Source organism: Serratia sp. ASV30 (genome assembly GCF_016428815.1).
Taxonomy (GTDB): Bacteria; Pseudomonadota; Gammaproteobacteria; order Enterobacterales; family Enterobacteriaceae; genus Chania; species Chania fonticola_C.
Map to the genome: position 1 here is coordinate 42,173 of NZ_JAELTL010000027.1, position 21,238 is coordinate 63,410.

The following is a 21,238-nucleotide window of genomic DNA, read 5'->3' on the forward strand; positions in this document are numbered from 1 at the left end:
ATGACCACGCATCTGGTCTGGTTGCGTAACGATCTGCGCATTACGGACAATAAAGCCCTCTCCGCCGCCTGTAGCGATCCGCAAGCCAAGGTGATGGCGGTATTTATCGCTACACCCGCGCAATGGCGGCAGCACAATATGGCACCACGCCAGGCGGCGTTTATTCACGCTAATCTGCTACAGGTACAAGCGGCGCTGGCGGCTCGGGGCATTGAACTGATTTGCCATCAGGGAGGCGATTTTGCCGGTTCGGTTAACTGGCTGGTGGAGTTCTGCCAGCGCCAGCAGGTCTCGGCCCTGTTTTACAACCGTCAGTATGAAATCAATGAGCGTCAACGTGACGCCCGCCTTGAGCAGGCGTTGGCCGGGCAGGTGAGCTGCCACAGCTTTGATGATAGCCTGCTGTTGCCCCCCGGCAGCGTGCAAACCGGCAACGGCGAGATGTACAAGGTCTATACGCCCTTTCGCAAAGCCTTTCTCCAGCGGTTGACCGAGTCCGATGTGAGCTCTCTGCCGGCCCCACGCCCGCGTGGGGAAGCCGTTGGTTTTACCGCAGCGGCGGCGTTCGATTATCCCTTGGCTGAAGTGGGAGAGGGCTATCCCGCAGGCGAAGAGGCTGCATTGCACAGGCTGCGTGCTTTCTGCCGCGAGCAGGTGCAAGACTATGCCGCACAGCGCGATTTGCCCGCCATTGCCGGCACCAGCAATCTGTCACCCTATCTGGCTATTGGCGTTATCTCCCCGCGCCAGTGCGTCAACCGTCTGCGCGTCGAGTGCCCTGATGTGCTGGAAGATCCGCAAAGTGGTGCTTTCTGTTGGCTTAATGAGCTGATCTGGCGAGAATTTTATCGTCACCTGATGGTGGCGTATCCTGCGTTATGCAAGCACCGTCCCTTTATCGCCTGGACGGATAAGGTATGCTGGCAACGCAACGACGCGGCGTTACTGGCCTGGCAACAGGGCAATACCGGTTACCCGATTGTCGATGCTGCCATGCGTCAGCTCAATCAAACCGGCTGGATGCACAATCGCCTGCGGATGATCGTGGCCAGCTTCCTGGTCAAGGATTTGCTGATCGACTGGCGCGCCGGTGAACAGTATTTCATGTCCCAATTGCTGGATGGCGATCTGGCCGCCAACAACGGTGGCTGGCAGTGGGCCGCCTCTACCGGCACCGATGCTGCACCTTATTTCCGTATCTTTAACCCGACCACTCAGGGCGAACGTTTTGATCCAAAAGGCACTTTTATCCGTAAATGGTTGCCTGAACTGGCGGATGTACCGGACAATGAGCTCCATCAACCCCATCGCTGGGCGGAAAAGCAGCAGCAGGTTCTGAATTATCCGCCGCCGATAGTCCAACACCAGCAGGCTCGGCTGGAGACGTTGGCGGCTTTTGAAGCGGCCAAGCGAGGGGGACTTTAAAGTAACAGCAAGGAGCTTCCTGATGATGAAGAAACTACTGGCCCTGTGCCTGGGCGGCTATTCCGCGTTGGCCGTGGCCGGTTTTGACGTAGTGGCGCTGGGCGTCGACGGTGGCGTCAGCGACGGCAATCTGACTTCTTATCTGATCCGCAGTGATAGCCAGACGCAGTATCTGGCACTGGATGCCGGGACGCTGCTGCCGGGGATTGCCAAAGGGCTGGAAAAGGGTAGTTTTCCTCAGGTCACGCCCGAGCTGGCGGCTCCCTACACCCCACAGGGCTATATTTTCAGTCAACTGATTGGCGGTTACTTCATTAGCCACGGCCATCTGGATCACGTCGCTGGGCTGATCCTCGGTTCACCGCAAGACAGTAAGAAAACCGTTTATGCGCAGGCCGATACCGTATTGACGCTACGCAATCACTATTTTAACTGGAAGGCCTGGCCCAACTTTACCGATGCCGGTAATGGCTCGCGGCTGGGCACTTACCGTTTGCAAACGGTACGCCCGCTGCAGCGCGTCACCCTGGGCCTGACCGGTTTGAGCGGGGTGATGTACCCCCTTAGCCACGATCGCTATCCCTCATCGATGTTGCTGGTGGCCGACCGTGAAGGATCATTTGCCTACTTTGGCGATACCGGGCCGGACGCGCTGGAGCAGTCACGTAATTTGGATAGTGCGTGGCGCGAGCTGGGGCCGCTGATTGAGCAGAAGAAGCTAAAGGGCATGATTATCGAAACCTCTTACCCGAACGAGGTGGATGATAAACACCTGTACGGTCATCTTACCCCGGCCTGGCTACTGAAAGAGCTGAAAAACCTACAGCAGTACAGCGGCGGAGAGGGATCGTTAAAAGATCTGCCGGTGATCATCAGCCACATCAAGCCCAGCCTGAAACAGGGGGAAGATGCGCGTGCTACCATCAAGCAACAGCTGGATCAGGGCAACGATCTGGGGGTGAAATTTATCCTGATGGAACAGGGCGATCGGCAACAATTTTGAATGAGAGTGAGATGACTATGCATAACCTAGATCTGGAACATCTGATCAACAGCGAACTCAACTGTGCGGCCTTCCAGGACTACGCGCCAAATGGCCTGCAGGTGGAAGGGCGGGCGCATGTGCAGCGCATCGTGACGGGAGTGACGGCCTGCCAGGCATTGTTGGATGCGGCGGTGGAACATCAGGCCGATGCCATAGTGGTGCATCATGGTTACTTCTGGAAAAACGAAGCACCCGCGGTGCGCGGCATGAAGCGTAACCGGCTGAAAACTCTGCTGAGCAATGATATCAACCTCTATGGCTACCACTTACCGCTGGATGCACACCCGGAACTGGGCAATAACGCGCAGTTGGCAAAGGCGTTGGGCATCCGCGTGATCGGCGAGATCGAGCCTTTGGTGCCGCACGGAGAATTTGAGCAACCGCTCAGCGCTGGTGAACTGCAACAGCGTATCGAAAGCCGTCTTGGCCGTGCGGTGCTGCACTGTGGCGATAATGCTCCGCAGGCAATCCGTCGGGTGGCCTGGTGTACCGGTGGCGGCCAGGGATTTATCGACAGCGCTGCGCGATTTGGTGTTGATGCATTTATCAGCGGAGAGGTTTCTGAGCAAACCATTCATACGGCGCGGGAGATGGGGGTGCACTTTTTTGCCGCCGGCCATCACGCGACGGAACGCGGTGGGATCAAGGCGTTAGGCGAGTGGTTAGCGCAACATCACGGCTTTGACGTCACCTTTATCGATATCCCCAATCCGGCCTGATTTGCCTATGGGTTCGGTAAAACGAACCCTTTAGCGCTGCTAATCCCTTATATTCCCGAAGGTTGCTCTCTTGACAGCCGACGTTACGTCCCGCATAACTGATACGCTTTTCAAATAATAAAATACCCTGTGAACTTCAAGTTGCTACCCAGTGACCCGCTCATTCGTTCGTGAGCGGTCAGTCATGCTGCGGCTTGAAACACGACGAGTATAAGGAGATAGGGGTGCAACGAGCACAATATTACCTGCTAGGGGAACGCGCTGTAGTGCTTGAATTGGCACCCCCGGTGACGCTGCAAAGTCAGCAGCGCATCTGGGCATTGGCAGAAAAGTTAAATCACCACGCTGACGTGCGGGAAGTGGTGCCGGGAATGAATAACCTGACGCTGTTGCTGTATACGCCGCAGGCCGATGCCGAGGCGATGCTGGAACTGCTGCGTCAAGGATGGGAAGGCAACGAAAGTCTGGTGCCAGAATCCCGCGATGTTGATATCCCGGTGATCTATGGCGGTGAATATGGCCCAGACCTGGATGAGGTGGCGCGCCATACCGGCATGACGCCGCAACAGGTAGTGGAATGCCATTCATCGGCCGCGTATGTGGTTTATTTCCTGGGCTTCCAACCTGGTTTTACCTACCTGGGTGGGATGCCGGAGCGTCTGGCTACTCCTCGCCGAGCGGAACCGCGACTGTCTGTTGCTGCGGGTTCTGTGGGGATTGGTGGCGGCCAGACGGGGATCTATCCGCTGGTTACGCCGGGTGGTTGGCAACTGATTGGCCGCACGCCGCTGGCGCTGTTTAATCCTAATGAAATGCCGCCGACGCTGTTGCGCCCGGGCGATAACGTGCGCTTTGTACCGCAAAAGGGGGGCGTATGCTGAAGATCTTGCGAGCCGGTATTTACACCACCGTCCAGGACCTGGGGCGTAACGGTTTCCGGCGTTTGGGCATCAGCCAGGGAGGCGCTCTGGATATCCCTGCGCTGAAAATAGCCAACCTGCTGGTGGGCAACCCGGCTGAAGCGGCCGGGTTGGAGATCACGCTGGGGCAATTCAGTGCCGAATTTACCCATAATGGGTGGATTGCGCTGACCGGCGCAGGCTGCGATGCTCAGTTGGACGGCAAATCTTTGTGGACGGGCTGGCGCTATCCGGTAAAAAAAGGCCAGCAACTGACGCTGAAGATGCCTAAACGCGGGATGCGTAGCTATCTGGCGGTGTCTGGTGGTATCAATGTGCCGGAGATGCTGGGCTCACGCAGCACCGATCTGAAAGCGGGCTTTGGTGGATTGGAAGGTCGTCAGTTGAAGGAAGGCGACCTGCTGCCAGCGGGTAAGCCGCAGGCGCTGCCGACTACGGTCATCGGTGTGAAACAGCCGCTGTTCAGCAACCGGATAAGGGTGTTGACCGGGCCGGAATATGACGAGTTCAGCCAACAGGCGCAGGACGATTTCTGGCGCACTGCTTGGCAGCTCAGTCCGCAGAGTAACCGCATGGGGTATCGCCTGCACGGTGGTAGTGCCCTGACGCGCACCACTGAACGGGAAATGCTCTCCCATGGCCTGATACCTGGCGTCATCCAGGTTCCACACAATGGTCAGCCGATCGTCTTGATGGCCGATGCTCAGACTACCGGGGGATACCCGCGTATTGCCTGCGTGATCGAGGCCGATCTGTTCCACTTGGCGCAGATCCGCCTGGGGGATGCGCTTCACTTTATCCCCTGCACCCTGGCAGAGGCGCAGCGCGCCAAGGCTGAACAGGATCACTTTATTCAACAGATTGCCTGGGGGGTTAAATGATCGTCGATTTGAATGCCGATCTCGGTGAAGGTTGCGCCAATGACGAAGCGTTGTTGCAGTTGGTCAGCTCGGCCAATATTGCCTGCGGCTTCCATGCCGGGGATGCCCAGACCATGCGCCAATCGGTGCGCTGGGCGTTGCAATACGGTGTGGCGATTGGTGCCCATCCCAGTTTCCCGGATCGGGAAAACTTCGGCCGCACCCGGATGCAGTTACCGGTAGAAACGGTGTATGCCCAAGTGGTGTATCAGTTGGGTGCGCTGGCCGCCATTACCCGTGCTGAAGGCGGCGTGATGGCCCATGTGAAACCGCACGGCATGCTCTACAACCAGGCGGCGGTGAAGCCTGAACTGGCCGAAGCCATCGCTCGTGCAGTGTATGCGGTAGATCCTTCGTTACGCTTGGTGGGGTTGGCTGGCAGTGAGCTGATCCGCGCAGGAGAAAAACTGGGGTTGGCGACGCGGCAGGAAGTGTTTGCCGATCGTGGCTATCAGGCCGATGGAACATTGGTACCTCGTGGGCAACCTGGGGCACTGATCGCCAGTGATGAACTGGCATTGCAACAGACGCTGGAAATGGTTCGCCACCAGCGTGTACGAACCATTGAGGGGGGCTGGGCCTCCGTCAAGGCTGAAACCGTTTGCCTGCACGGCGACGGGGAACATGCGCTGGCCTATGCCCGGAAGCTGAGAGAGAGCTTTGCTCAGCAGCAGATTGGCGTCAGCGCCACATAAAAAAATAATGACTACAGCAAACACAACATTGCCCGTAAGACCGAGGGCGACAAGAGGGACGTTAATATGGAACAAGCGGTAAACCTCTGGCCACTGATAGGCATCGCTGCCATCGTGGTTGGATTTGTATTGCGTTTTAACCCGGTGCTGGTGGTGATCGCCGCCGGTATTATCACCGGGCTGGCAGCTTTGATGCCGCTGGATGTCATTTTGGAAAAGCTCGGCGAGGGCTTTCTCAATACCCGTAACCTGCCGCTGATCCTGCTGTTGCCGCTGCCGATTATCGGGCTGTTAGAGCGCCACGGCTTGAAAGAGCGTGCGCAGGCGTGGATAGCCAAAATCAAAAGCGCCACCGCAGGGCGTTTACTGATCGTTTACCTGTTTGTGCGTGAAGTGACGGCGGCAATGGGGCTGACCAGCCTGGGCGGCCAACCTCAGATGGTACGTCCGCTGTTGGCACCGATGGCGGAGGGGGCCACGGAAAACCGCTATGGGGAACTGCCGGAACGTGTGCGCTATCGTCTGCGGGCAATGTCTGCCGCGACCGATAACGTCGGGCTGTTCTTTGGCGAAGACATTTTTGTCGCCTTTGGCGCGATCATCTTTATGCATAACTTTATGCTGGAATCCGGCGGCATTCAGACCGAACCACTGCACATTGCGCTGTGGGGGATCCCAACGGCGATCTTTGCCTTCCTGATCCACTCGTTCCGTTTGTACCGCATGGACAAGCAACTCAACGCTGAACTGAGCAAACTTAACCAGGCTGCGTTGCAGGCCAAGGGAGAAGGCCAATGATATTCCAACAACAATATCTCTATTGGCTGGCGGGCGCGGTATTACTGATCGTCGCCGCGATGTCGTTTGGCGATAAGGCCAACCCACGTCGTATCTCTACCGGTCTGTTCTGGGCCTTGTATGGATTGATCTTCCTGGTGGGGGATTGGACCTATGGGCTATTTGGCTCAGGGGCCGAAGCCAAACGTCAACTGCATATCACCGTGGGGGTTCTGGTGGTGGTGATGGCTCTGATCGCCGGTTTTGGCGGTGTGCGTCTTGGCAGCTATCATCAGCGCAGCCCGCAAGAGCGCGAAACCAGTGCCAAACGCTTGGGCAACCGTCTGTTTATCCCGGCGCTGGCGATCCCGGTCGTCACGGTGATCGGTGTGCTGCTGTTCAATAATATCCCGGCCTTGCAACAGGCGGTGTTTGGCAGCGGTAACCACTCCACCTTGATCACGCTGTTCTCCATGACCCTCGGCTGTTTGCTTGGCCTGGTTATTGCGGTGAAGATGACCCGTGAGAAAATGTCGCAGCCAGTGCAGGAAGCTCGTCGTCTGTTGGATTCCATCGGCTGGGCCTTCATCCTGCCGCAGATCCTGGCTACTCTTGGCCTGCTGTTCACCGTTGCGGGCGTTGGTACGGCCATCTCCCACTTAACGCAGGAATACCTGGCGGTAGATAACCGCTTTATCGCCGTAGCGGTGTATGCCATCGGCATGGCCGTGTTGACCATGATCATGGGGAACGCGTTTGCGGCCTTCCCGATTGTCACTGCGGGTATCGGTATTCCGATCCTGGTACTGCAACATGGTGGTAACCCCGCGGTGATGGCGGCTATCGGCATGTTCTCCGGCTATTGCGGCACGTTGATGACGCCAATGGCTGCTAACTTTAATATTGTACCGGCGGCGTTACTGGAGTTGCCGGACAAGAATGCGGTCATCAAGGCGCAGATACCGACCGGGGTCACGTTGCTATTGGTTAACGTATTCCTGCTTTATTTCCTGATGTTCCTCTAGGAGAACGCATGCAGAAAGTATTGATTACCGGCTTTGAGCCGTTTGACGGCGAGCGTGTCAACCCATCCTGGGAGGTAGTGAAGCAGCTTAACGATCTGGAGCTTGGCGGGGCGCATATTATTGCGCGTCAGCTACCTTGCGTCTTCGGTGAGGCGTTGACGGTGTTGAACGCGGCCATTGACGAAGTTCAGCCAGCGATGGTGTTGGCGATCGGTCAGGCGGGCGGGCGTACCGACATCACGCTGGAGCGGGTCGCGATTAACGTCGATGACGCGCGCATTCCCGATAATCAGGGACAGCAGCCGATCGACCAGGCCATTGTAGCTGACGGCCCGGCGGCCTATTTCAGCACCTTGCCGATCAAGGCGGTGGTGAATGCGATGCGTGAGGCTGGCATTCCGGCCTCGGTATCACAAACCGCCGGGACCTATGTCTGTAACCATGTGATGTACGGTCTGTTGCACCGTTTAAGCGGGCAGCAGGCGGTGAAGGGCGGTTTTATCCATATCCCTTACCTGCCTGAGCAGGCTGCACAGCATCCTGGTGCGCCGAGTATGGCAGCACAGACGGTGCTGTTTGCTTTGGAAATGGCGATTTCGATTGCCTTGCAGGTAGAACATGACTTGAAAGTGGTGGGTGGCGCCACGCATTGAGGTGATTTATGCTACCTCCATGTTAACCTCAGGGTTCGGCTTGCCGGACCCTTTTCAATCAAGGAGTTGTCCATGCCAGAAGGGCCGGAGATCCGCCGGGCGGCAGATAAGCTGGCGGCGGTGATGATCGATCAGCCACTGACCGAAGTCTGGTTTGCTTTCCCACAATTGAAACACTATCAGGGCGAGCTGGTCGGTGAACGTATCACTGCCATTGAACCGCGTGGTAAAGCCTTGTTAACCGATTTTTCCAACGGTTTGACCATGTACAGCCACAACCAGCTTTACGGCGTGTGGAAGGTGGTGCGAGCGGGCGAAACGCTAGAAACCAAGCGCGATCTGCGCGTACGACTGGAGACTGCCGAGTGGGCGATCTTGTTGTACAGCGCTTCGGATATCACCATTGCGCCGCGCGGTGAGATCGAGCAACACCCGTTCTTAAAGCGTATTGGCCCTGACGTGCTGGATATGGCTTTGACCGTGCAGCAGGTGGAACAGCGGCTGTTATCGCCGGCGTTTTGTAAGCGCCAGTTAGGCGGGATGCTGCTGGATCAGTCTTTTCTGGCTGGCCTGGGCAACTACCTGCGAGCCGAGATTTTGTGGCAGGCAGAACTGGCACCCAAGCATAAACCGCAGGATCTCACCCCTGATGCGTTGCATCAGTTGGCGCAGGCGTTGTTGGATATTCCACGTATTTCATACCAGACCCGTGGTCAGGTAGATGAAAATCGCCATCATGGCACGCTGTTCAGCTTCAAGGTGTTTCATCGCAGTGGTGAGCCTTGCCCGCGCTGTGGGGCAATGATCGAGAAAACGGCGCTATCTTCGCGACCGTTCTATTGGTGCCCGGTTTGCCAGAAGTAACCCATAAAAAAACGCTGCCAGTGGGGCAGCGTTAAGTCGATAGGGTCATTAGCCGAGTTGGGGCGAATATGACGCCCCTGCTAAAGCTTACTTCTTAACCTGAGACTTGAACTCACGCTCGGCATAGCCGGTATACAGCTGACGTGGGCGGGCGATCTTGATGCCTTCGTCGTGCATTTCGTTCCAGTGGGCAATCCAGCCAATGGTACGGGCAATTGCGAAGATCACCGTAAACATGGAAGAAGGAATACCCATCGCTTTCAGGATGATGCCTGAATAGAAATCGACGTTCGGGTACAGTTTCTTCTCGATGAAGTACGGGTCGTTCAACGCGATGTGTTCCAGCTCCATCGCGACCTGCAGCAGGTTGTCGTCTTTCTTGTTCAGTTCTTTCAGCACTTCGTGACAGGTTTCACGCATCACGGTGGCGCGTGGATCGTAGTTTTTGTACACGCGGTGGCCAAAGCCCATCAGACGGAACGAGTCATTCTTGTCTTTGGCGCGCTTGATGAACTCAGGGATGTGCTCAACGGTTTTGATCTCTTCGAGCATCTTCAGTGCCGCTTCGTTGGCACCGCCGTGCGCAGGCCCCCATAGGGAAGCGATACCGGCCGCGATACAGGCAAACGGGTTGGCACCTGAGGAACCGGCGGTACGCACGGTGGAGGTGGACGCGTTCTGCTCATGGTCGGCATGCAGGATCAGAATACGATCCATGGCGCGTTCCAGCACTGGGTTCACCACGTACTCTTCGCAAGGTGTAGCAAACATCATGCGCAGGAAGTTACCGGCGTAGGACAGGTCGTTGCGTGGATAAACAAACGGCTGGCCAAGGGAATATTTGTAACACATCGCTGCCACGGTAGGCATTTTGGACAGCAGGCGGAACGCGGTGATCTCACGGTGACGTTCATTGTTGACGTCCAGCGCATCGTGATAGAACGCGGCCAGGGCACCTGTTACCCCGCACAGCACCGCCATTGGGTGCGAGTCACGGCGGAAACCACGGAACAGATGGGTGATCTGGTCGTGGATCATGGTGTGACGGGTTACCGTGGTTTTGAAGGTTTCGAACTCTTCAGCGCTCGGGGTTTCGCCGTACAGCAGGATGTAGCACACCTCCAGGTAGGAGGACTCTTTTGCCAACTGCTCAATCGGGAAGCCGCGGTGCAGCAGGATACCTTTGTCGCCGTCGATGAACGTGATTTTGGATTCACAGGAAGCGGTAGAAGTAAAGCCGGGATCAAATGTGAAATAACCTTTGGAGCCCAGGGCGCGTACGTCAATCACATCAGGACCCAGTGAAGGGGTGAGTACGCCCAGTTCGATCGGAGCTTCGCCGTTGTTGATGCTTAGCGTCGCTTTCTTATCAGTCATTTACAGTCTCCTTAACGCCTTATTTTAAAAACCTCTAACAACTGAAATACCTTAAATCTCCGCAGGTTGCCCGCATTAAAGTCGAGCGAACGCTAACTCTGTGAGCGACAGCGCATTTGCGCCGGTAGGGGACAGAGTTTGCACCAGGCGAACAAGACGGGTTAGCAGCCGTTAACGATTCATCGGGATTCGTTATTTTCTTTTAATCATTACCTACGATCTGTTTGGAATGTTAACCACATACACTATCGCTACACTCTTGCATAACTTGTGCTTAGGGGGAAGTGTATCCGGTGACCGCTAGTGCATCATAGGGTTGATTGCTACCCTATTTGTAATGGAAATGTTGATCTCTTGTCAAATCAGATAATTAATTTCGTGCTAAATGTAATAATCGTGATCTAAATCACTGTTCTGGGGAAATGTGACCAAAGGGATTGTATGGGAATTGTAATAAGAATGTGAACCTCCTATACTGCCGCCAGGTCTCCGGATTACCCTGAAGTAGGAGCACCCAGCGTTATCACTACGCGCCGTTTAAGCACTAGGATGTCGATGTTTGAGCGCGTGAGGTGTAAGAGTGAAAACTCTTGGACGCTGTCTGATCCCCACCCAGGTCCGGAGGAAGGAAAATAATAAGAGCTGTGTGGGCAAAACCGTGAAAAAACAAAGACCTGTCAATCTGGATCTGCAAACGATCCGGTTTCCTGTAACTGCGATAGCGTCCATCTTACACCGAGTCTCTGGCGTAATTACTTTCGTTGCCGTGGGCATTCTCCTCTGGCTGCTGGGTATCTCTCTCTCTTCTCAAGAGGGCTTCCTGCACGCTGCCGCCATCATGAATAGCTTCTTCGTGAAATTCATCTTCTGGGGGATCCTCACCGCGTTGGCCTATCACATTTGCGGTGGCATTCGTCACTTGTTAATGGATTTTGGCTATATCGAAGAGAGTTTAGCCGCAGGTACCCGTTCTGCCCAGGTGGCGTTCGGTCTGACCGTCGTGCTGTCAATTCTGGCTGGAGTCCTCGTATGGTAAGCAACGTTTCTGCATTAGGACGTAACGGCGTACACGACTGGTTGTTACTGCGTGCTTCCGCTATCGTCATCACCCTGTATGTTCTCTATATCCTGGGCTTCGTGGTTACGGCTCCGGACATCACCTATGAAATCTGGCGCGGCTTCTTCGCCACCTCCATTACGAAAGTATTCACCTTGCTGACATTGCTGTCGATCCTGGTTCACGCCTGGGTGGGAATGTGGCAGGTGCTGACGGACTATATCAAGCCACTGGCGTTACGCCTGGTGCTGCAACTGGCGATTGTTGTCACGTTGCTGGTCTATTTACTGTACGGAACAATCGTAGTGTGGGGTGCATAAATGAAACTGCCAATCAGAGAGTTTGATGCAGTTGTTATCGGTGCTGGTGGCGCAGGTATGCGCGCGGCGCTGCAGATTTCCCAGGCGGGCTCAACCTGTGCCCTGCTTTCCAAAGTATTCCCGACCCGTTCCCATACCGTGTCTGCACAAGGCGGCATTACCGTTGCCTTGGGCAATAACCACGAAGACAACTGGGAATGGCATATGTACGACACGGTGAAGGGTTCCGACTACATCGGTGACCAGGACGCCATTGAATATATGTGTAAAACCGGCCCGGAAGCGATTCTGGAACTGGAACACATGGGCCTGCCGTTCTCCCGTCTGGACGATGGCCGCATTTATCAACGCCCGTTTGGCGGCCAGTCACTGAACTTTGGTGGCGAGCAGGCGGCCCGTACCGCTGCGGCGGCAGACCGTACCGGTCACGCGTTGTTGCACACCCTTTATCAACAGAACCTGAAAAACCACACCACCATCTTCTCCGAGTGGTATGCGCTGGATCTGGTGAAAAACCAGGATGGTGCGGTAGTTGGTACCACCGCTATCTGTATCGAAACCGGTGAAGTCGTGTACTTCAAGGCCAAGGCAACCATTCTGGCTACTGGTGGGGCAGGCCGTATTTATCAATCCACCACCAACGCCCACATCAATACCGGTGACGGTGTCGGTATGGCGCTGCGTGCCGGTGTACCGGTGCAGGATATGGAAATGTGGCAGTTCCACCCAACCGGTATTGCCGGGGCTGGCGTACTGGTCACTGAAGGTTGTCGTGGTGAGGGTGGTTACCTGCTGAATAAACATGGCGAACGTTTCATGGAACGTTATGCGCCAAATGCCAAAGATCTGGCGGGTCGTGACGTTGTGGCACGTTCGATCATGATTGAGATCCGTGAAGGCCGCGGCTGTGATGGTCCATGGGGCCCACATGCCAAGCTGAAACTGGATCACCTGGGCAAGGAAGTGCTGGAGTCCCGCCTGCCGGGTATTCTGGAGCTGTCCCGTACCTTCGCCCACGTCGATCCGGTGAAAGAGCCGATCCCGGTCATTCCTACCTGCCACTATATGATGGGCGGTATTCCGACCAAAGTGACCGGCCAGGCGCTGACCGTGAACGAGAAAGGCGAAGACGTGGTGATCCCAGGTCTGTTCGCGGTAGGCGAAATTGCCTGCGTATCGGTACACGGCGCCAACCGTCTGGGTGGCAACTCGCTGCTGGATCTGGTGGTATTTGGTCGCTCTGCTGGTATGCACCTGCAAGAGTCGTTGGCAGAGCAGGGCGAAAGCCGCGAAGCCAGCGAATCGGACGTCGAAGCTTCGCTGGATCGTTTGAACCGTTGGAACAACACCCGTTCTGGTGAAGATCCGGTGGAGATCCGTAAGGCACTGCAATCCTGTATGCAGCATAACTTCTCGGTGTTCCGCGAAGGTGATGCGATGGCGAAAGGGTTGGAAGAGCTGAAAGTGATCCGTGAACGACTGAAGAACGCACGCCTGGATGATACCTCCAGCGAATTCAACACCCAGCGCATCGAATGCCTGGAGTTGGATAACCTGATGGAGACCGCGTATTCCACCGCCGTGTCGGCCAACTTCCGTACCGAGAGCCGTGGCGCGCATAGCCGCTTCGACTTCCCGGAGCGTGACGATGCCAACTGGCTGTGCCATTCGCTGTATCTGCCGCAATCGGAAAGCATGACGCGTCGTGAAGTGAACATGCAACCGAAGCTGCGCGCGGCATTCCCGCCGAAAGTGCGTTCTTACTAATTGCGGAGCTCGATTGATGAAACTTGAATTCTCTATCTATCGCTACAACCCGGATGTCGATAGCGCCCCGCATATGCAGGACTACAGCCTGGAAGCGGAAGAAGGCCGTGACATGATGCTGCTGGATGCGTTGATCCAGCTGAAAGAAAAGGACCCGACCTTATCTTTCCGCCGCTCTTGCCGTGAAGGCGTGTGCGGTTCAGACGGCATCAATATGAACGGTAAGAACGGTCTGGCCTGTATCACTCCGGTCTCGTCGTTGCGTAAAGGCAACAACAAGATTGTGATCCGCCCGCTGCCGGGTTTACCGGTGGTGCGCGATCTGGTGGTGGATATGGGGCAGTTCTATACCCAGTATGAAAAGATCAAGCCGTTCCTGATTAATGATGGCAAGAATCCTCCGGCGCGTGAGCACCTGCAAACGCCGGATCAGCGGGAAAAACTGGATGGATTGTACGAATGTATTCTCTGTGCCTGTTGCTCCACCTCTTGCCCATCGTTCTGGTGGAATCCTGACAAGTTTGTTGGCCCGGCAGGTCTGTTAGCGGCGTACCGCTTCCTGATCGACAGCCGTGATACGGAAACTGAAGCACGATTGGACGATCTGAACGACGCTTTCAGTGTTTTCCGCTGCCATAGCATTATGAATTGTGTCAGTGTATGTCCTAAGGGCTTGAATCCGACCCGTGCAATTGGTCATATCAAGTCTATGCTGCTGCAACGCGGCGCATAAACAGAACGAGATGCTGCGCCGGGGGCTTTACCGGCGCACATCCCAAGAGGGGATCTCTAAAAACTGACCCGTGATTGTGGTTAAAGGCAATCAGGTTTGTCCCGCCGGTTTTTAGAGGTTCCTTGTAAGGGGCCGCAAGGTCCAAAACAGAACGTGCACTTAGGTATAAGCACGTCTAGTGAACCGTTAAGCGTACCATTACGGTAATTATGTTAACCACGGCGAAAACTGAAGCTTTAAAGCTTAAGGGATCAAAATGCAGAACGGCGCAATGAAGGCCTGGCTGGATTCCTCCTATCTGGCGGGCGCGAACCAGTCCTACATAGAGCAGCTCTATGAAGACTTTTTAACCGATCCGAGCTCCGTTGAAGATAGTTGGCGTTCCATTTTCCAGCAACTACCAACTGCGGGTGTCAAACCCGATCAGCTCCACTCCCAAACGCGAGATTACTTCCGCCGCCTGGCGAAAGATTCTGCTCGTTATAACACCACCATCAACGATCCTGAAACCGATGCCAAGCAGGTCAAGGTATTGCAGCTGATCAACGCTTTCCGCTTCCGTGGGCATCAGCACGCCAACCTCGACCCGTTAGATCTGTGGAAACAGGAGCGCGTTCCCGATCTCGATCCGGCGTACCACAACCTGACCGAAGCCGACTTCCAGGAAACCTTCAACGTGGGTTCTTTTGCCATCGGCAAAGAAACCATGAAGCTGAGCGATCTGTACGCGGCGCTGAAGCAGACCTACTGCGGTTCGATCGGTGCCGAGTATATGCACATCACCAACACCGAAGAGAAACGCTGGATCCAGCAGCGCATTGAATCGGTCGCGGGGCGTGCCAGCTTCACCACCGATGAGAAACGCCGTTTCCTGAGCGAACTGACGGCAGCCGAAGGGCTGGAGCGTTACCTGGGTGCCAAATTCCCTGGGGCCAAACGCTTCTCGCTGGAAGGTGGCGACGCGTTGGTGCCGATGCTGAAAGAAATGGTGCGTCACGCGGGCAAAAACGGCACGCGTGAAGTGGTGCTGGGTATGGCCCACCGTGGCCGTCTGAACGTGTTGATCAACGTGCTGGGTAAAAAACCGGCTGACCTGTTCGACGAGTTTGCCGGCAAACATAAAGAACACCTGGGCACCGGTGACGTGAAATATCACCAGGGCTTCTCTTCCGACGTGGAAACCGAAGGCGGCATGGTTCACCTGGCGCTGGCGTTTAACCCGTCACACCTGGAAATCGTCAGCCCGGTTGTCATGGGGTCTGTACGTGCCCGCCGCGACCGTCTGGACGAAGCGCGCAGCAACATGGTGCTGCCAATCACCATTCATGGTGACGCGGCAATCACCGGGCAGGGCGTGGTTCAGGAAACCCTGAACATGTCGCAGGCTCGCGGTTATGAAGTGGGCGGTACGGTGCGTATCGTCATCAACAACCAGGTTGGCTTCACTACCTCCAACCCGTTGGACGCGCGTTCCACCCAATACTGTACCGATATTGCCAAGATGGTGCAGGCTCCTATCTTCCACGTGAATGCCGATGATCCGGAAGCGGTGGCCTTTGTCACCCGTCTGGCGTTGGATTTCCGTAACACCTTTAAACGTGACGTGATGATCGATCTGGTCTGCTACCGTCGCCATGGGCATAACGAGGCCGATGAGCCAAGTGCTACCCAGCCGGTGATGTACCAGAAGATCAAGAAACACCCAACGCCACGCAAGCTCTACGCTGACGTGCTGACCGAACAGAAGGTTGCCAGCCTGGAAGATGCCACGGAAATGGTCAACCTGTATCGCGATGCTCTCGACCGCGGTGACTGCGTGGTTGAAGAGTGGCGTCCGATGAACCTGCACTCCTTTACCTGGTCGCCATACCTGAACCATGAGTGGGACGAAGAGTACCCAAGCAAGGTTGAGATGAAGCGCCTGCAGGAACTGGCTCGCCGCATCAGCAGCGTACCGGAAGCGATCGAAATGCAGTCGCGCGTCGCGAAAATCTACGGCGATCGTGCCGAGATGGCCGCAGGCAACAAACCGTTCGACTGGGGCGCAGCGGAAACGCTGGCTTACGCCACCATGGCTGATGAAGGCATCCCGATCCGTATTTCCGGCGAAGATGCTGGCCGTGGCACCTTCTTCCACCGTCATGCGGTGGTGCACAACCAGAAAAATGGTTCTGTCTATGTCCCGCTGGCTAATATCCACAGCGGCCAGGGCGAATTCAAAGTCTGGGACTCAGTGCTGTCTGAAGAAGCCGTTCTGGCATTTGAATATGGCTACGCCACCGCAGAACCGCGCACCCTGACCATCTGGGAAGCGCAGTTTGGTGACTTTGCCAACGGTGCTCAGGTAGTGATCGACCAGTTCATCAGTTCCGGTGAGCAGAAGTGGGGCCGTATGTGTGGCCTGGTGATGCTGCTGCCGCACGGTTACGAAGGCCAGGGCCCAGAGCACTCCTCTGCGCGTCTGGAACGTTACCTGCAGCTGTGTGCGGAACAGAACATGCAGGTGTGCATCCCATCCACTCCGGCACAGGTCTACCACATGCTGCGCCGTCAGGCGTTGCGCGGTATGCGCCGTCCGCTGGTGGTGATGTCACCGAAGTCCTTGCTGCGTCATCCGCTGGCAGTCTCTTCTCTGGAAGAACTGGCAAACGGCACCTTCCAACCAGCCATCGGCGAAATTGACGAGCTGGATGCCAAAGCGGTGAAACGCGTGGTGCTGTGTTCTGGTAAGGTTTATTACGATCTGCTGGAGCAACGCCGCAAGAACGACCAGAAAGACGTGGCCATCGTACGTATCGAGCAGCTGTATCCGTTCCCGCATCAGGCCGTTCAGGCGGTATTGGAACAGTATGCCCACGTGCATGATTTCGTCTGGTGTCAGGAAGAGCCGTTGAACCAGGGCGCCTGGTATTGCAGCCAACACAATTTCCGTGAAGTGATCCCGTTTGGGGCCTCTTTACGTTACGCAGGACGTCCAGCCTCTGCCTCTCCGGCGGTAGGTTATATGTCCGTACACCAGAAGCAGCAGCAGGCTCTGGTGAATGACGCGCTGAATATTGAAGAAAAAATTTAAAGGAAAGCTAATGAGTAGCGTAGATATTCTGGTTCCTGACCTCCCTGAATCCGTTGCCGATGCGACCGTCGCCACCTGGCATAAAAAACCGGGTGACACCGTTCAGCGTGACGAAGTGCTGGTTGAGATTGAAACCGACAAAGTTGTATTGGAAGTGCCAGCCAGTGAAGCCGGTGTACTGGAAGCAATCCTGGAAGACGAAGGCGCAACCGTGACTTCACGTCAGCTTCTCGGGCGTATCCGTCAGGGTGACAGCTCTGGCAAGCCGACCGAAGCGAAAGCTCAGAGCGTTGAATCAACTCCGGCTCAGCGTGCAACCGCCAGCCTGGAAGAAGAGAACAACGACGCACTCAGCCCGGCGATCCGCCGCCTGATTGCCGAACACGATCTCGATGCTGCTGCCATCAAAGGCAGCGGCGTGGGTGGACGTATCACGCGTGAAGACGTAGAAGCGCACCTGGCTGCCAGCAAGAAAGCGGCACCGGCTGCAGCAGCCCCAGCGGCGGCACCTCAGCCAGCCTTGGGCGGCCGTAGCGAAAAACGTGTTCCTATGACCCGTTTGCGCAAACGCGTTGCCGAGCGCCTGTTGGAAGCGAAGAACAGCACCGCGATGCTGACCACCTTCAACGAAATCAACATGCAGCCGATCATGGATCTGCGCAAGCAGTACGGTGAAGCCTTCGAAAAACGCCACGGTGTACGTCTGGGCTTTATGTCCTTCTACATCAAAGCGGTAGTCGAAGCGCTGAAACGCTTCCCTGAAGTGAACGCCTCTATCGACGGTAGCGACGTGGTTTACCACAACTACTTCGATATCAGCATTGCGGTATCGACTCCACGTGGCCTGGTAACCCCGGTACTGCGTGACGTCGACTCCATGAGCATGGCGGACATCGAGAAGAAAATCAAAGAGCTGGCGATCAAAGGCCGTGACGGCAAATTGACCGTGGAAGAGCTGACCGGCGGTAACTTCACCATTACCAACGGCGGCGTCTTCGGTTCATTGATGTCTACCCCGATCATCAACCCACCACAGAGCGCCATCCTGGGTATGCACGCCATCAAGGATCGCCCAATGGCGGTCAATGGTCAGGTCGTGATCCAGCCGATGATGTATCTGGCTCTGTCTTACGATCATCGTCTGATCGATGGCAAAGAGTCGGTGAGTTATCTGGTGACGGTGAAAGACATGCTGGAAGATCCGGCTCGTCTGCTGCTGGACGTTTAAATCCCTGCAAGGGCGCGGCCTTGCCGCGCCCACACCCTGTGCTATGTGGCCGATAAGTCATGCGGAATACCGCGAAAGTGACCCGGCTAAAACTTTCTGACCTGAATGGATAGAACATCATGAATTTACACGAATATCAGGCAAAACAGCTGTTTGCTCGGTATGGCATGCCAGCACCAACCGGTTACGCCTGTACCACTCCGCGTGAAGCAGAAGAAGCCGCATCTAAAATCGGCTCCGGCCCGTGGGTGGTAAAATGTCAGGTTCATGCTGGCGGCCGTGGTAAAGCTGGTGGCGTTAAAGTGGTTAACAGCAAAGAAGATATCCGTGCTTTTGCCGAAGCCTGGCTGGGTAAACGCCTGGTGACCTACCAGACCGATGCGCTGGGCCAGCCGGTTCACCAGATCCTGGTAGAAGCGGCCACTGACATCGATAAAGAGCTGTATCTGGGAGCGGTAGTTGACCGTGCCAGCCGTCGCGTAGTGTTTATGGCTTCCACCGAAGGCGGCGTTGAAATTGAGAAAGTTGCGGAAGAGACCCCGGAACTGATCCACAAAATGACCATCGACCCACTGGCAGGCCCACAGCCTTACCAGGGGCGTGAGCTGGCATTCAAACTGGGCCTGACCGGTAAGCAAGTCGGCCAGTTTGCCAAAATCTTTATGGGTCTGGCAACGCTGTTCCTGGAGCGCGATCTGGCGATGGTTGAGATCAACCCGCTGGTCGTGACCAAGCAGGGCGATCTGATCTGCCTGGATGGTAAGCTGGGTGCCGATGGCAACGCCCTGTTCCGCCAGTCCGAACTGCGTGAAATGCGTGACCCTTCTCAGGAAGACGAGCGTGAATCCCGTGCGGCTCAGTGGGAACTGAACTATGTTGCCCTCGACGGTAACATCGGTTGCATGGTGAACGGTGCCGGTCTGGCGATGGGTACCATGGACATCGTGAAACTGCACGGTGGCGAACCAGCCAACTTCCTGGATGTGGGCGGTGGCGCAACCAAAGAGCGCGTGACCGAAGCCTTCAAAATCATCCTGTCTGATGACAAGGTGAAAGCGGTACTGGTTAACATCTTCGGTGGCATCGTACGCTGCGATCTGATCGCCGACGGTATCATTGGCGCGGTAGCCGAAGTGGGCGTTAACGTCCCGGTCGTCGTGCGCTTGGAAGGGAATAACGCCGAACTGGGCGCCAAGAAACTGGCGGACAGCGGTTTGAATATCATTGCTGCGACCAGCCTGACTGATGCGGCTCAGCAAGTTGTTGCGGCAGTGGAGGGTAAATAATGTCCATTTTAATCGATAAGAACACCAAAGTAATCTGCCAGGGTTTCACCGGTAGCCAGGGTACCTTCCACTCCGAACAAGCTATCGCTTACGGCACCAAAATGGTTGGTGGCGTGACTCCAGGCAAAGGCGGTACTCAGCACCTGGGTCTGCCAGTGTTCAACACCGTGCGTGAAGCGGTTGAAGCGACCGGCGCTACCGCGTCTGTTATCTACGTGCCAGCGCCATTCTGCAAAGACTCCATTCTGGAAGCTATCGATGCGGGCATCAAACTGATCATCACCATCACCGAAGGTATCCCAACTCTGGATATGCTGACCGTGAAAGTGAAGCTGGATGAAGCCGGTGTGCGCATGATCGGCCCGAACTGCCCAGGTGTAATCACCCCGGGCGAATGCAAGATCGGTATCATGCCTGGCCATATCCACCTGCCAGGCAAGGTAGGCATCGTTTCCCGTTCAGGTACTCTGACCTATGAAGCGGTAAAACAAACCACTGACGCCGGTCTGGGGCAGTCTACCTGCGTCGGTATCGGTGGTGACCCGATCCCGGGTTCCAACTTTATCGATATCCTGAAGTTGTTCCAGGAAGATCCGCAGACCGAAGCTATCGTCATGATCGGTGAGATTGGCGGCAGCGCGGAAGAAGAAGCGGCGGCCTATATCAAAGAGCACGTCACCAAGCCGGTGGTGGGCTATATCGCCGGTGTTACTGCACCTAAAGGCAAGCGTATGGGCCATGCTGGCGCCATCATTGCCGGCGGCAAAGGGACTGCGGATGAGAAGTTCGCGGCTCTGGAAGCGGCAGGGGTGAAAACCGTACGCAGCCTGGCTGATATCGGTGACGCAGTGAAGGCGATCCTGAATCGTTAGTACCCTATAGCAAATAATAATATCTCGACATGTTTGGCCGCCCTTTGGGCGGCCTTTTTTTTGTATACCACTGAGAGGGAAGGGGTTTTTGCAAGGTATTGTTGCGGGAGGTGCGAACTGACCACTCAGTATTTGCAGGTTCTGAGATCAACCTCGCAACATGGTCTATGATTACTTAGCAAAAAGCAGATTTGTGAGTTAACTCACTGTAATCGGCATTGAAAATAAAAAGTTAATATCTATCGAATGGTAATGCTGAAGTAATACAATTGGGGGTATTTTAAATTACATTTATTTAACACAAAGATATCAATAAAAAACAATTAAACCATTGCTTAACATGGGCGCTGGGAAATTACAGTAAAATGTGTAATGAGCCTAGCAATAATATGCAGATAGGCTTAAATTGTTTTAGATCAATATAGGCCTAGCTACCTATTTAGGCTGATTTTTGACCTGTAGCCAAAAGTCCAACCTGTGTC

General features: G+C 55.5%; 19 protein-coding genes. 18 read left to right on the top strand and 1 reads right to left on the bottom strand.

Going from position 1 to position 21,238, the window contains the following annotated elements; genetic code table 11:
• The 10 genes from phrB (at position 1) to nei (ending at position 9,043) form a co-directional block, all read left to right on the top strand.
• Positions 1–1,425 carry a deoxyribodipyrimidine photo-lyase gene (gene phrB, locus JHD74_RS13770; protein WP_199062898.1) on the top strand — a complete coding sequence of 475 codons (1,425 nt, stop codon included), beginning with the start codon at positions 1–3 and terminating at the stop codon, positions 1,423–1,425.
• 22 nt (positions 1,426–1,447) lie between these two features.
• Positions 1,448–2,428, top strand: a complete 981-nt coding sequence (locus JHD74_RS13775) for an MBL fold metallo-hydrolase (protein ID WP_199062899.1) — start codon at positions 1,448–1,450, stop codon at positions 2,426–2,428.
• Positions 2,429–2,445: 17 nt separating this feature from the next.
• Positions 2,446–3,189, top strand: coding sequence for a type 2 GTP cyclohydrolase I (locus JHD74_RS13780; protein WP_024529338.1), 744 nt, complete (start codon positions 2,446–2,448; stop codon positions 3,187–3,189).
• A gap of 224 nt (positions 3,190–3,413) precedes the next feature.
• Positions 3,414–4,070 (top strand): 5-oxoprolinase subunit PxpB, encoded by a 657-nt coding sequence (gene pxpB / locus JHD74_RS13785; protein ID WP_199062900.1) that lies wholly within the window; start codon positions 3,414–3,416, stop codon positions 4,068–4,070.
• On the top strand, positions 4,064–4,990 hold the full coding sequence (gene pxpC, locus JHD74_RS13790; protein ID WP_024529340.1) for a 5-oxoprolinase subunit PxpC: 927 nt from the start codon (positions 4,064–4,066) through the stop codon (positions 4,988–4,990). The genes pxpB and pxpC overlap by 7 nt, the downstream gene beginning before the upstream one ends.
• Entirely contained in the window at positions 4,987–5,724 is a 738-nt protein-coding gene (gene pxpA / locus JHD74_RS13795) for a 5-oxoprolinase subunit PxpA (protein WP_199062901.1), read from the top strand. Before pxpC ends, pxpA begins: the two co-directional genes overlap by 4 nt.
• Before the next feature lie 66 nt (positions 5,725–5,790).
• Positions 5,791–6,522 carry a DUF969 domain-containing protein gene (locus JHD74_RS13800; RefSeq protein ID WP_021805279.1) on the top strand — a complete coding sequence of 244 codons (732 nt, stop codon included), beginning with the start codon at positions 5,791–5,793 and terminating at the stop codon, positions 6,520–6,522.
• Complete coding sequence (locus tag JHD74_RS13805) at positions 6,519–7,526, top strand: DUF979 domain-containing protein (protein ID WP_199062902.1); 1,008 nt, start codon at positions 6,519–6,521, stop codon at positions 7,524–7,526. Before JHD74_RS13800 ends, JHD74_RS13805 begins: the two co-directional genes overlap by 4 nt.
• An 8-nt stretch (positions 7,527–7,534) precedes the next feature.
• Positions 7,535–8,179 (top strand): pyroglutamyl-peptidase I, encoded by a 645-nt coding sequence (gene pcp / locus JHD74_RS13810; RefSeq protein ID WP_074027942.1) that lies wholly within the window; start codon positions 7,535–7,537, stop codon positions 8,177–8,179.
• Between the two features lie 72 nt (positions 8,180–8,251).
• Positions 8,252–9,043, top strand: a complete 792-nt coding sequence (nei, locus tag JHD74_RS13815; protein WP_199062903.1) for an endonuclease VIII — start codon at positions 8,252–8,254, stop codon at positions 9,041–9,043.
• A gap of 87 nt (positions 9,044–9,130) precedes the next feature.
• Here nei and JHD74_RS13820 read toward each other — a convergent pair whose 3' ends face one another.
• Positions 9,131–10,420: a citrate synthase gene (locus JHD74_RS13820; RefSeq protein ID WP_021805275.1), complete on the bottom strand. Its 1,290-nt coding sequence runs from the start codon at positions 10,418–10,420 to the stop codon at positions 9,131–9,133.
• Between the two features lie 646 nt (positions 10,421–11,066).
• Between JHD74_RS13820 and sdhC the strand changes: the two genes are divergently transcribed.
• From sdhC to sucD, 8 genes are all read left to right on the top strand, one after another.
• The gene (gene sdhC / locus JHD74_RS13825; protein WP_024483149.1) at positions 11,067–11,456 is read left to right on the top strand and encodes a succinate dehydrogenase cytochrome b556 subunit; all 390 of its coding nucleotides are present in this window, start codon (positions 11,067–11,069) and stop codon (positions 11,454–11,456) included.
• Positions 11,450–11,797 (top strand): succinate dehydrogenase membrane anchor subunit, encoded by a 348-nt coding sequence (gene sdhD / locus JHD74_RS13830; protein WP_021805273.1) that lies wholly within the window; start codon positions 11,450–11,452, stop codon positions 11,795–11,797. The genes sdhC and sdhD overlap by 7 nt, the downstream gene beginning before the upstream one ends.
• Entirely contained in the window at positions 11,798–13,564 is a 1,767-nt protein-coding gene (sdhA, locus tag JHD74_RS13835) for a succinate dehydrogenase flavoprotein subunit (RefSeq protein WP_024529344.1), read from the top strand.
• Between the two features lie 16 nt (positions 13,565–13,580).
• Positions 13,581–14,297: a succinate dehydrogenase iron-sulfur subunit gene (locus tag JHD74_RS13840; RefSeq protein WP_021805271.1), complete on the top strand. Its 717-nt coding sequence runs from the start codon at positions 13,581–13,583 to the stop codon at positions 14,295–14,297.
• 256 nt (positions 14,298–14,553) lie between these two features.
• A complete protein-coding gene (gene sucA, locus JHD74_RS13845) occupies positions 14,554–17,370 on the top strand; it encodes a 2-oxoglutarate dehydrogenase E1 component (protein ID WP_024483146.1) in 2,817 nt (938 codons plus the stop codon).
• Positions 17,371–17,380: 10 nt separating this feature from the next.
• Positions 17,381–18,598 (top strand): 2-oxoglutarate dehydrogenase complex dihydrolipoyllysine-residue succinyltransferase, encoded by a 1,218-nt coding sequence (gene odhB, locus JHD74_RS13850; protein ID WP_021805269.1) that lies wholly within the window; start codon positions 17,381–17,383, stop codon positions 18,596–18,598.
• A gap of 119 nt (positions 18,599–18,717) precedes the next feature.
• On the top strand, positions 18,718–19,884 hold the full coding sequence (gene sucC, locus JHD74_RS13855) for an ADP-forming succinate--CoA ligase subunit beta (RefSeq protein WP_004949756.1): 1,167 nt from the start codon (positions 18,718–18,720) through the stop codon (positions 19,882–19,884).
• Complete coding sequence (gene sucD, locus JHD74_RS13860; protein WP_024483143.1) at positions 19,884–20,756, top strand: succinate--CoA ligase subunit alpha; 873 nt, start codon at positions 19,884–19,886, stop codon at positions 20,754–20,756. The genes sucC and sucD overlap by 1 nt, the downstream gene beginning before the upstream one ends.
• Positions 20,757–21,238 lie beyond the last annotated feature (482 nt).

Bases quoted from the DNA above. Each gene is read 5' to 3' on its own strand.
- phrB (WP_199062898.1), top strand. From the start codon at position 1: ATGACCACGCATCTGGTCTGGTTGCGTAACGATCTGCGCATTACGGAC.
- JHD74_RS13775 (WP_199062899.1), top strand. From the start codon at position 1,448: ATGATGAAGAAACTACTGGCCCTGTGCCTGGGCGGCTATTCCGCGTTG.
- JHD74_RS13780 (WP_024529338.1), top strand. From the start codon at position 2,446: ATGCATAACCTAGATCTGGAACATCTGATCAACAGCGAACTCAACTGT.
- pxpC (WP_024529340.1), top strand. From the start codon at position 4,064: ATGCTGAAGATCTTGCGAGCCGGTATTTACACCACCGTCCAGGACCTG.
- pxpA (WP_199062901.1), top strand. From the start codon at position 4,987: ATGATCGTCGATTTGAATGCCGATCTCGGTGAAGGTTGCGCCAATGAC.
- JHD74_RS13800 (WP_021805279.1), top strand. From the start codon at position 5,791: ATGGAACAAGCGGTAAACCTCTGGCCACTGATAGGCATCGCTGCCATC.
- JHD74_RS13805 (WP_199062902.1), top strand. From the start codon at position 6,519: ATGATATTCCAACAACAATATCTCTATTGGCTGGCGGGCGCGGTATTA.
- pcp (WP_074027942.1), top strand. From the start codon at position 7,535: ATGCAGAAAGTATTGATTACCGGCTTTGAGCCGTTTGACGGCGAGCGT.
- nei (WP_199062903.1), top strand. From the start codon at position 8,252: ATGCCAGAAGGGCCGGAGATCCGCCGGGCGGCAGATAAGCTGGCGGCG.
- JHD74_RS13820 (WP_021805275.1), bottom strand. From the start codon at position 10,420: ATGACTGATAAGAAAGCGACGCTAAGCATCAACAACGGCGAAGCTCCG.
- sdhD (WP_021805273.1), top strand. From the start codon at position 11,450: ATGGTAAGCAACGTTTCTGCATTAGGACGTAACGGCGTACACGACTGG.
- sdhA (WP_024529344.1), top strand. From the start codon at position 11,798: ATGAAACTGCCAATCAGAGAGTTTGATGCAGTTGTTATCGGTGCTGGT.
- JHD74_RS13840 (WP_021805271.1), top strand. From the start codon at position 13,581: ATGAAACTTGAATTCTCTATCTATCGCTACAACCCGGATGTCGATAGC.
- sucA (WP_024483146.1), top strand. From the start codon at position 14,554: ATGCAGAACGGCGCAATGAAGGCCTGGCTGGATTCCTCCTATCTGGCG.
- odhB (WP_021805269.1), top strand. From the start codon at position 17,381: ATGAGTAGCGTAGATATTCTGGTTCCTGACCTCCCTGAATCCGTTGCC.
- sucC (WP_004949756.1), top strand. From the start codon at position 18,718: ATGAATTTACACGAATATCAGGCAAAACAGCTGTTTGCTCGGTATGGC.
- sucD (WP_024483143.1), top strand. From the start codon at position 19,884: ATGTCCATTTTAATCGATAAGAACACCAAAGTAATCTGCCAGGGTTTC.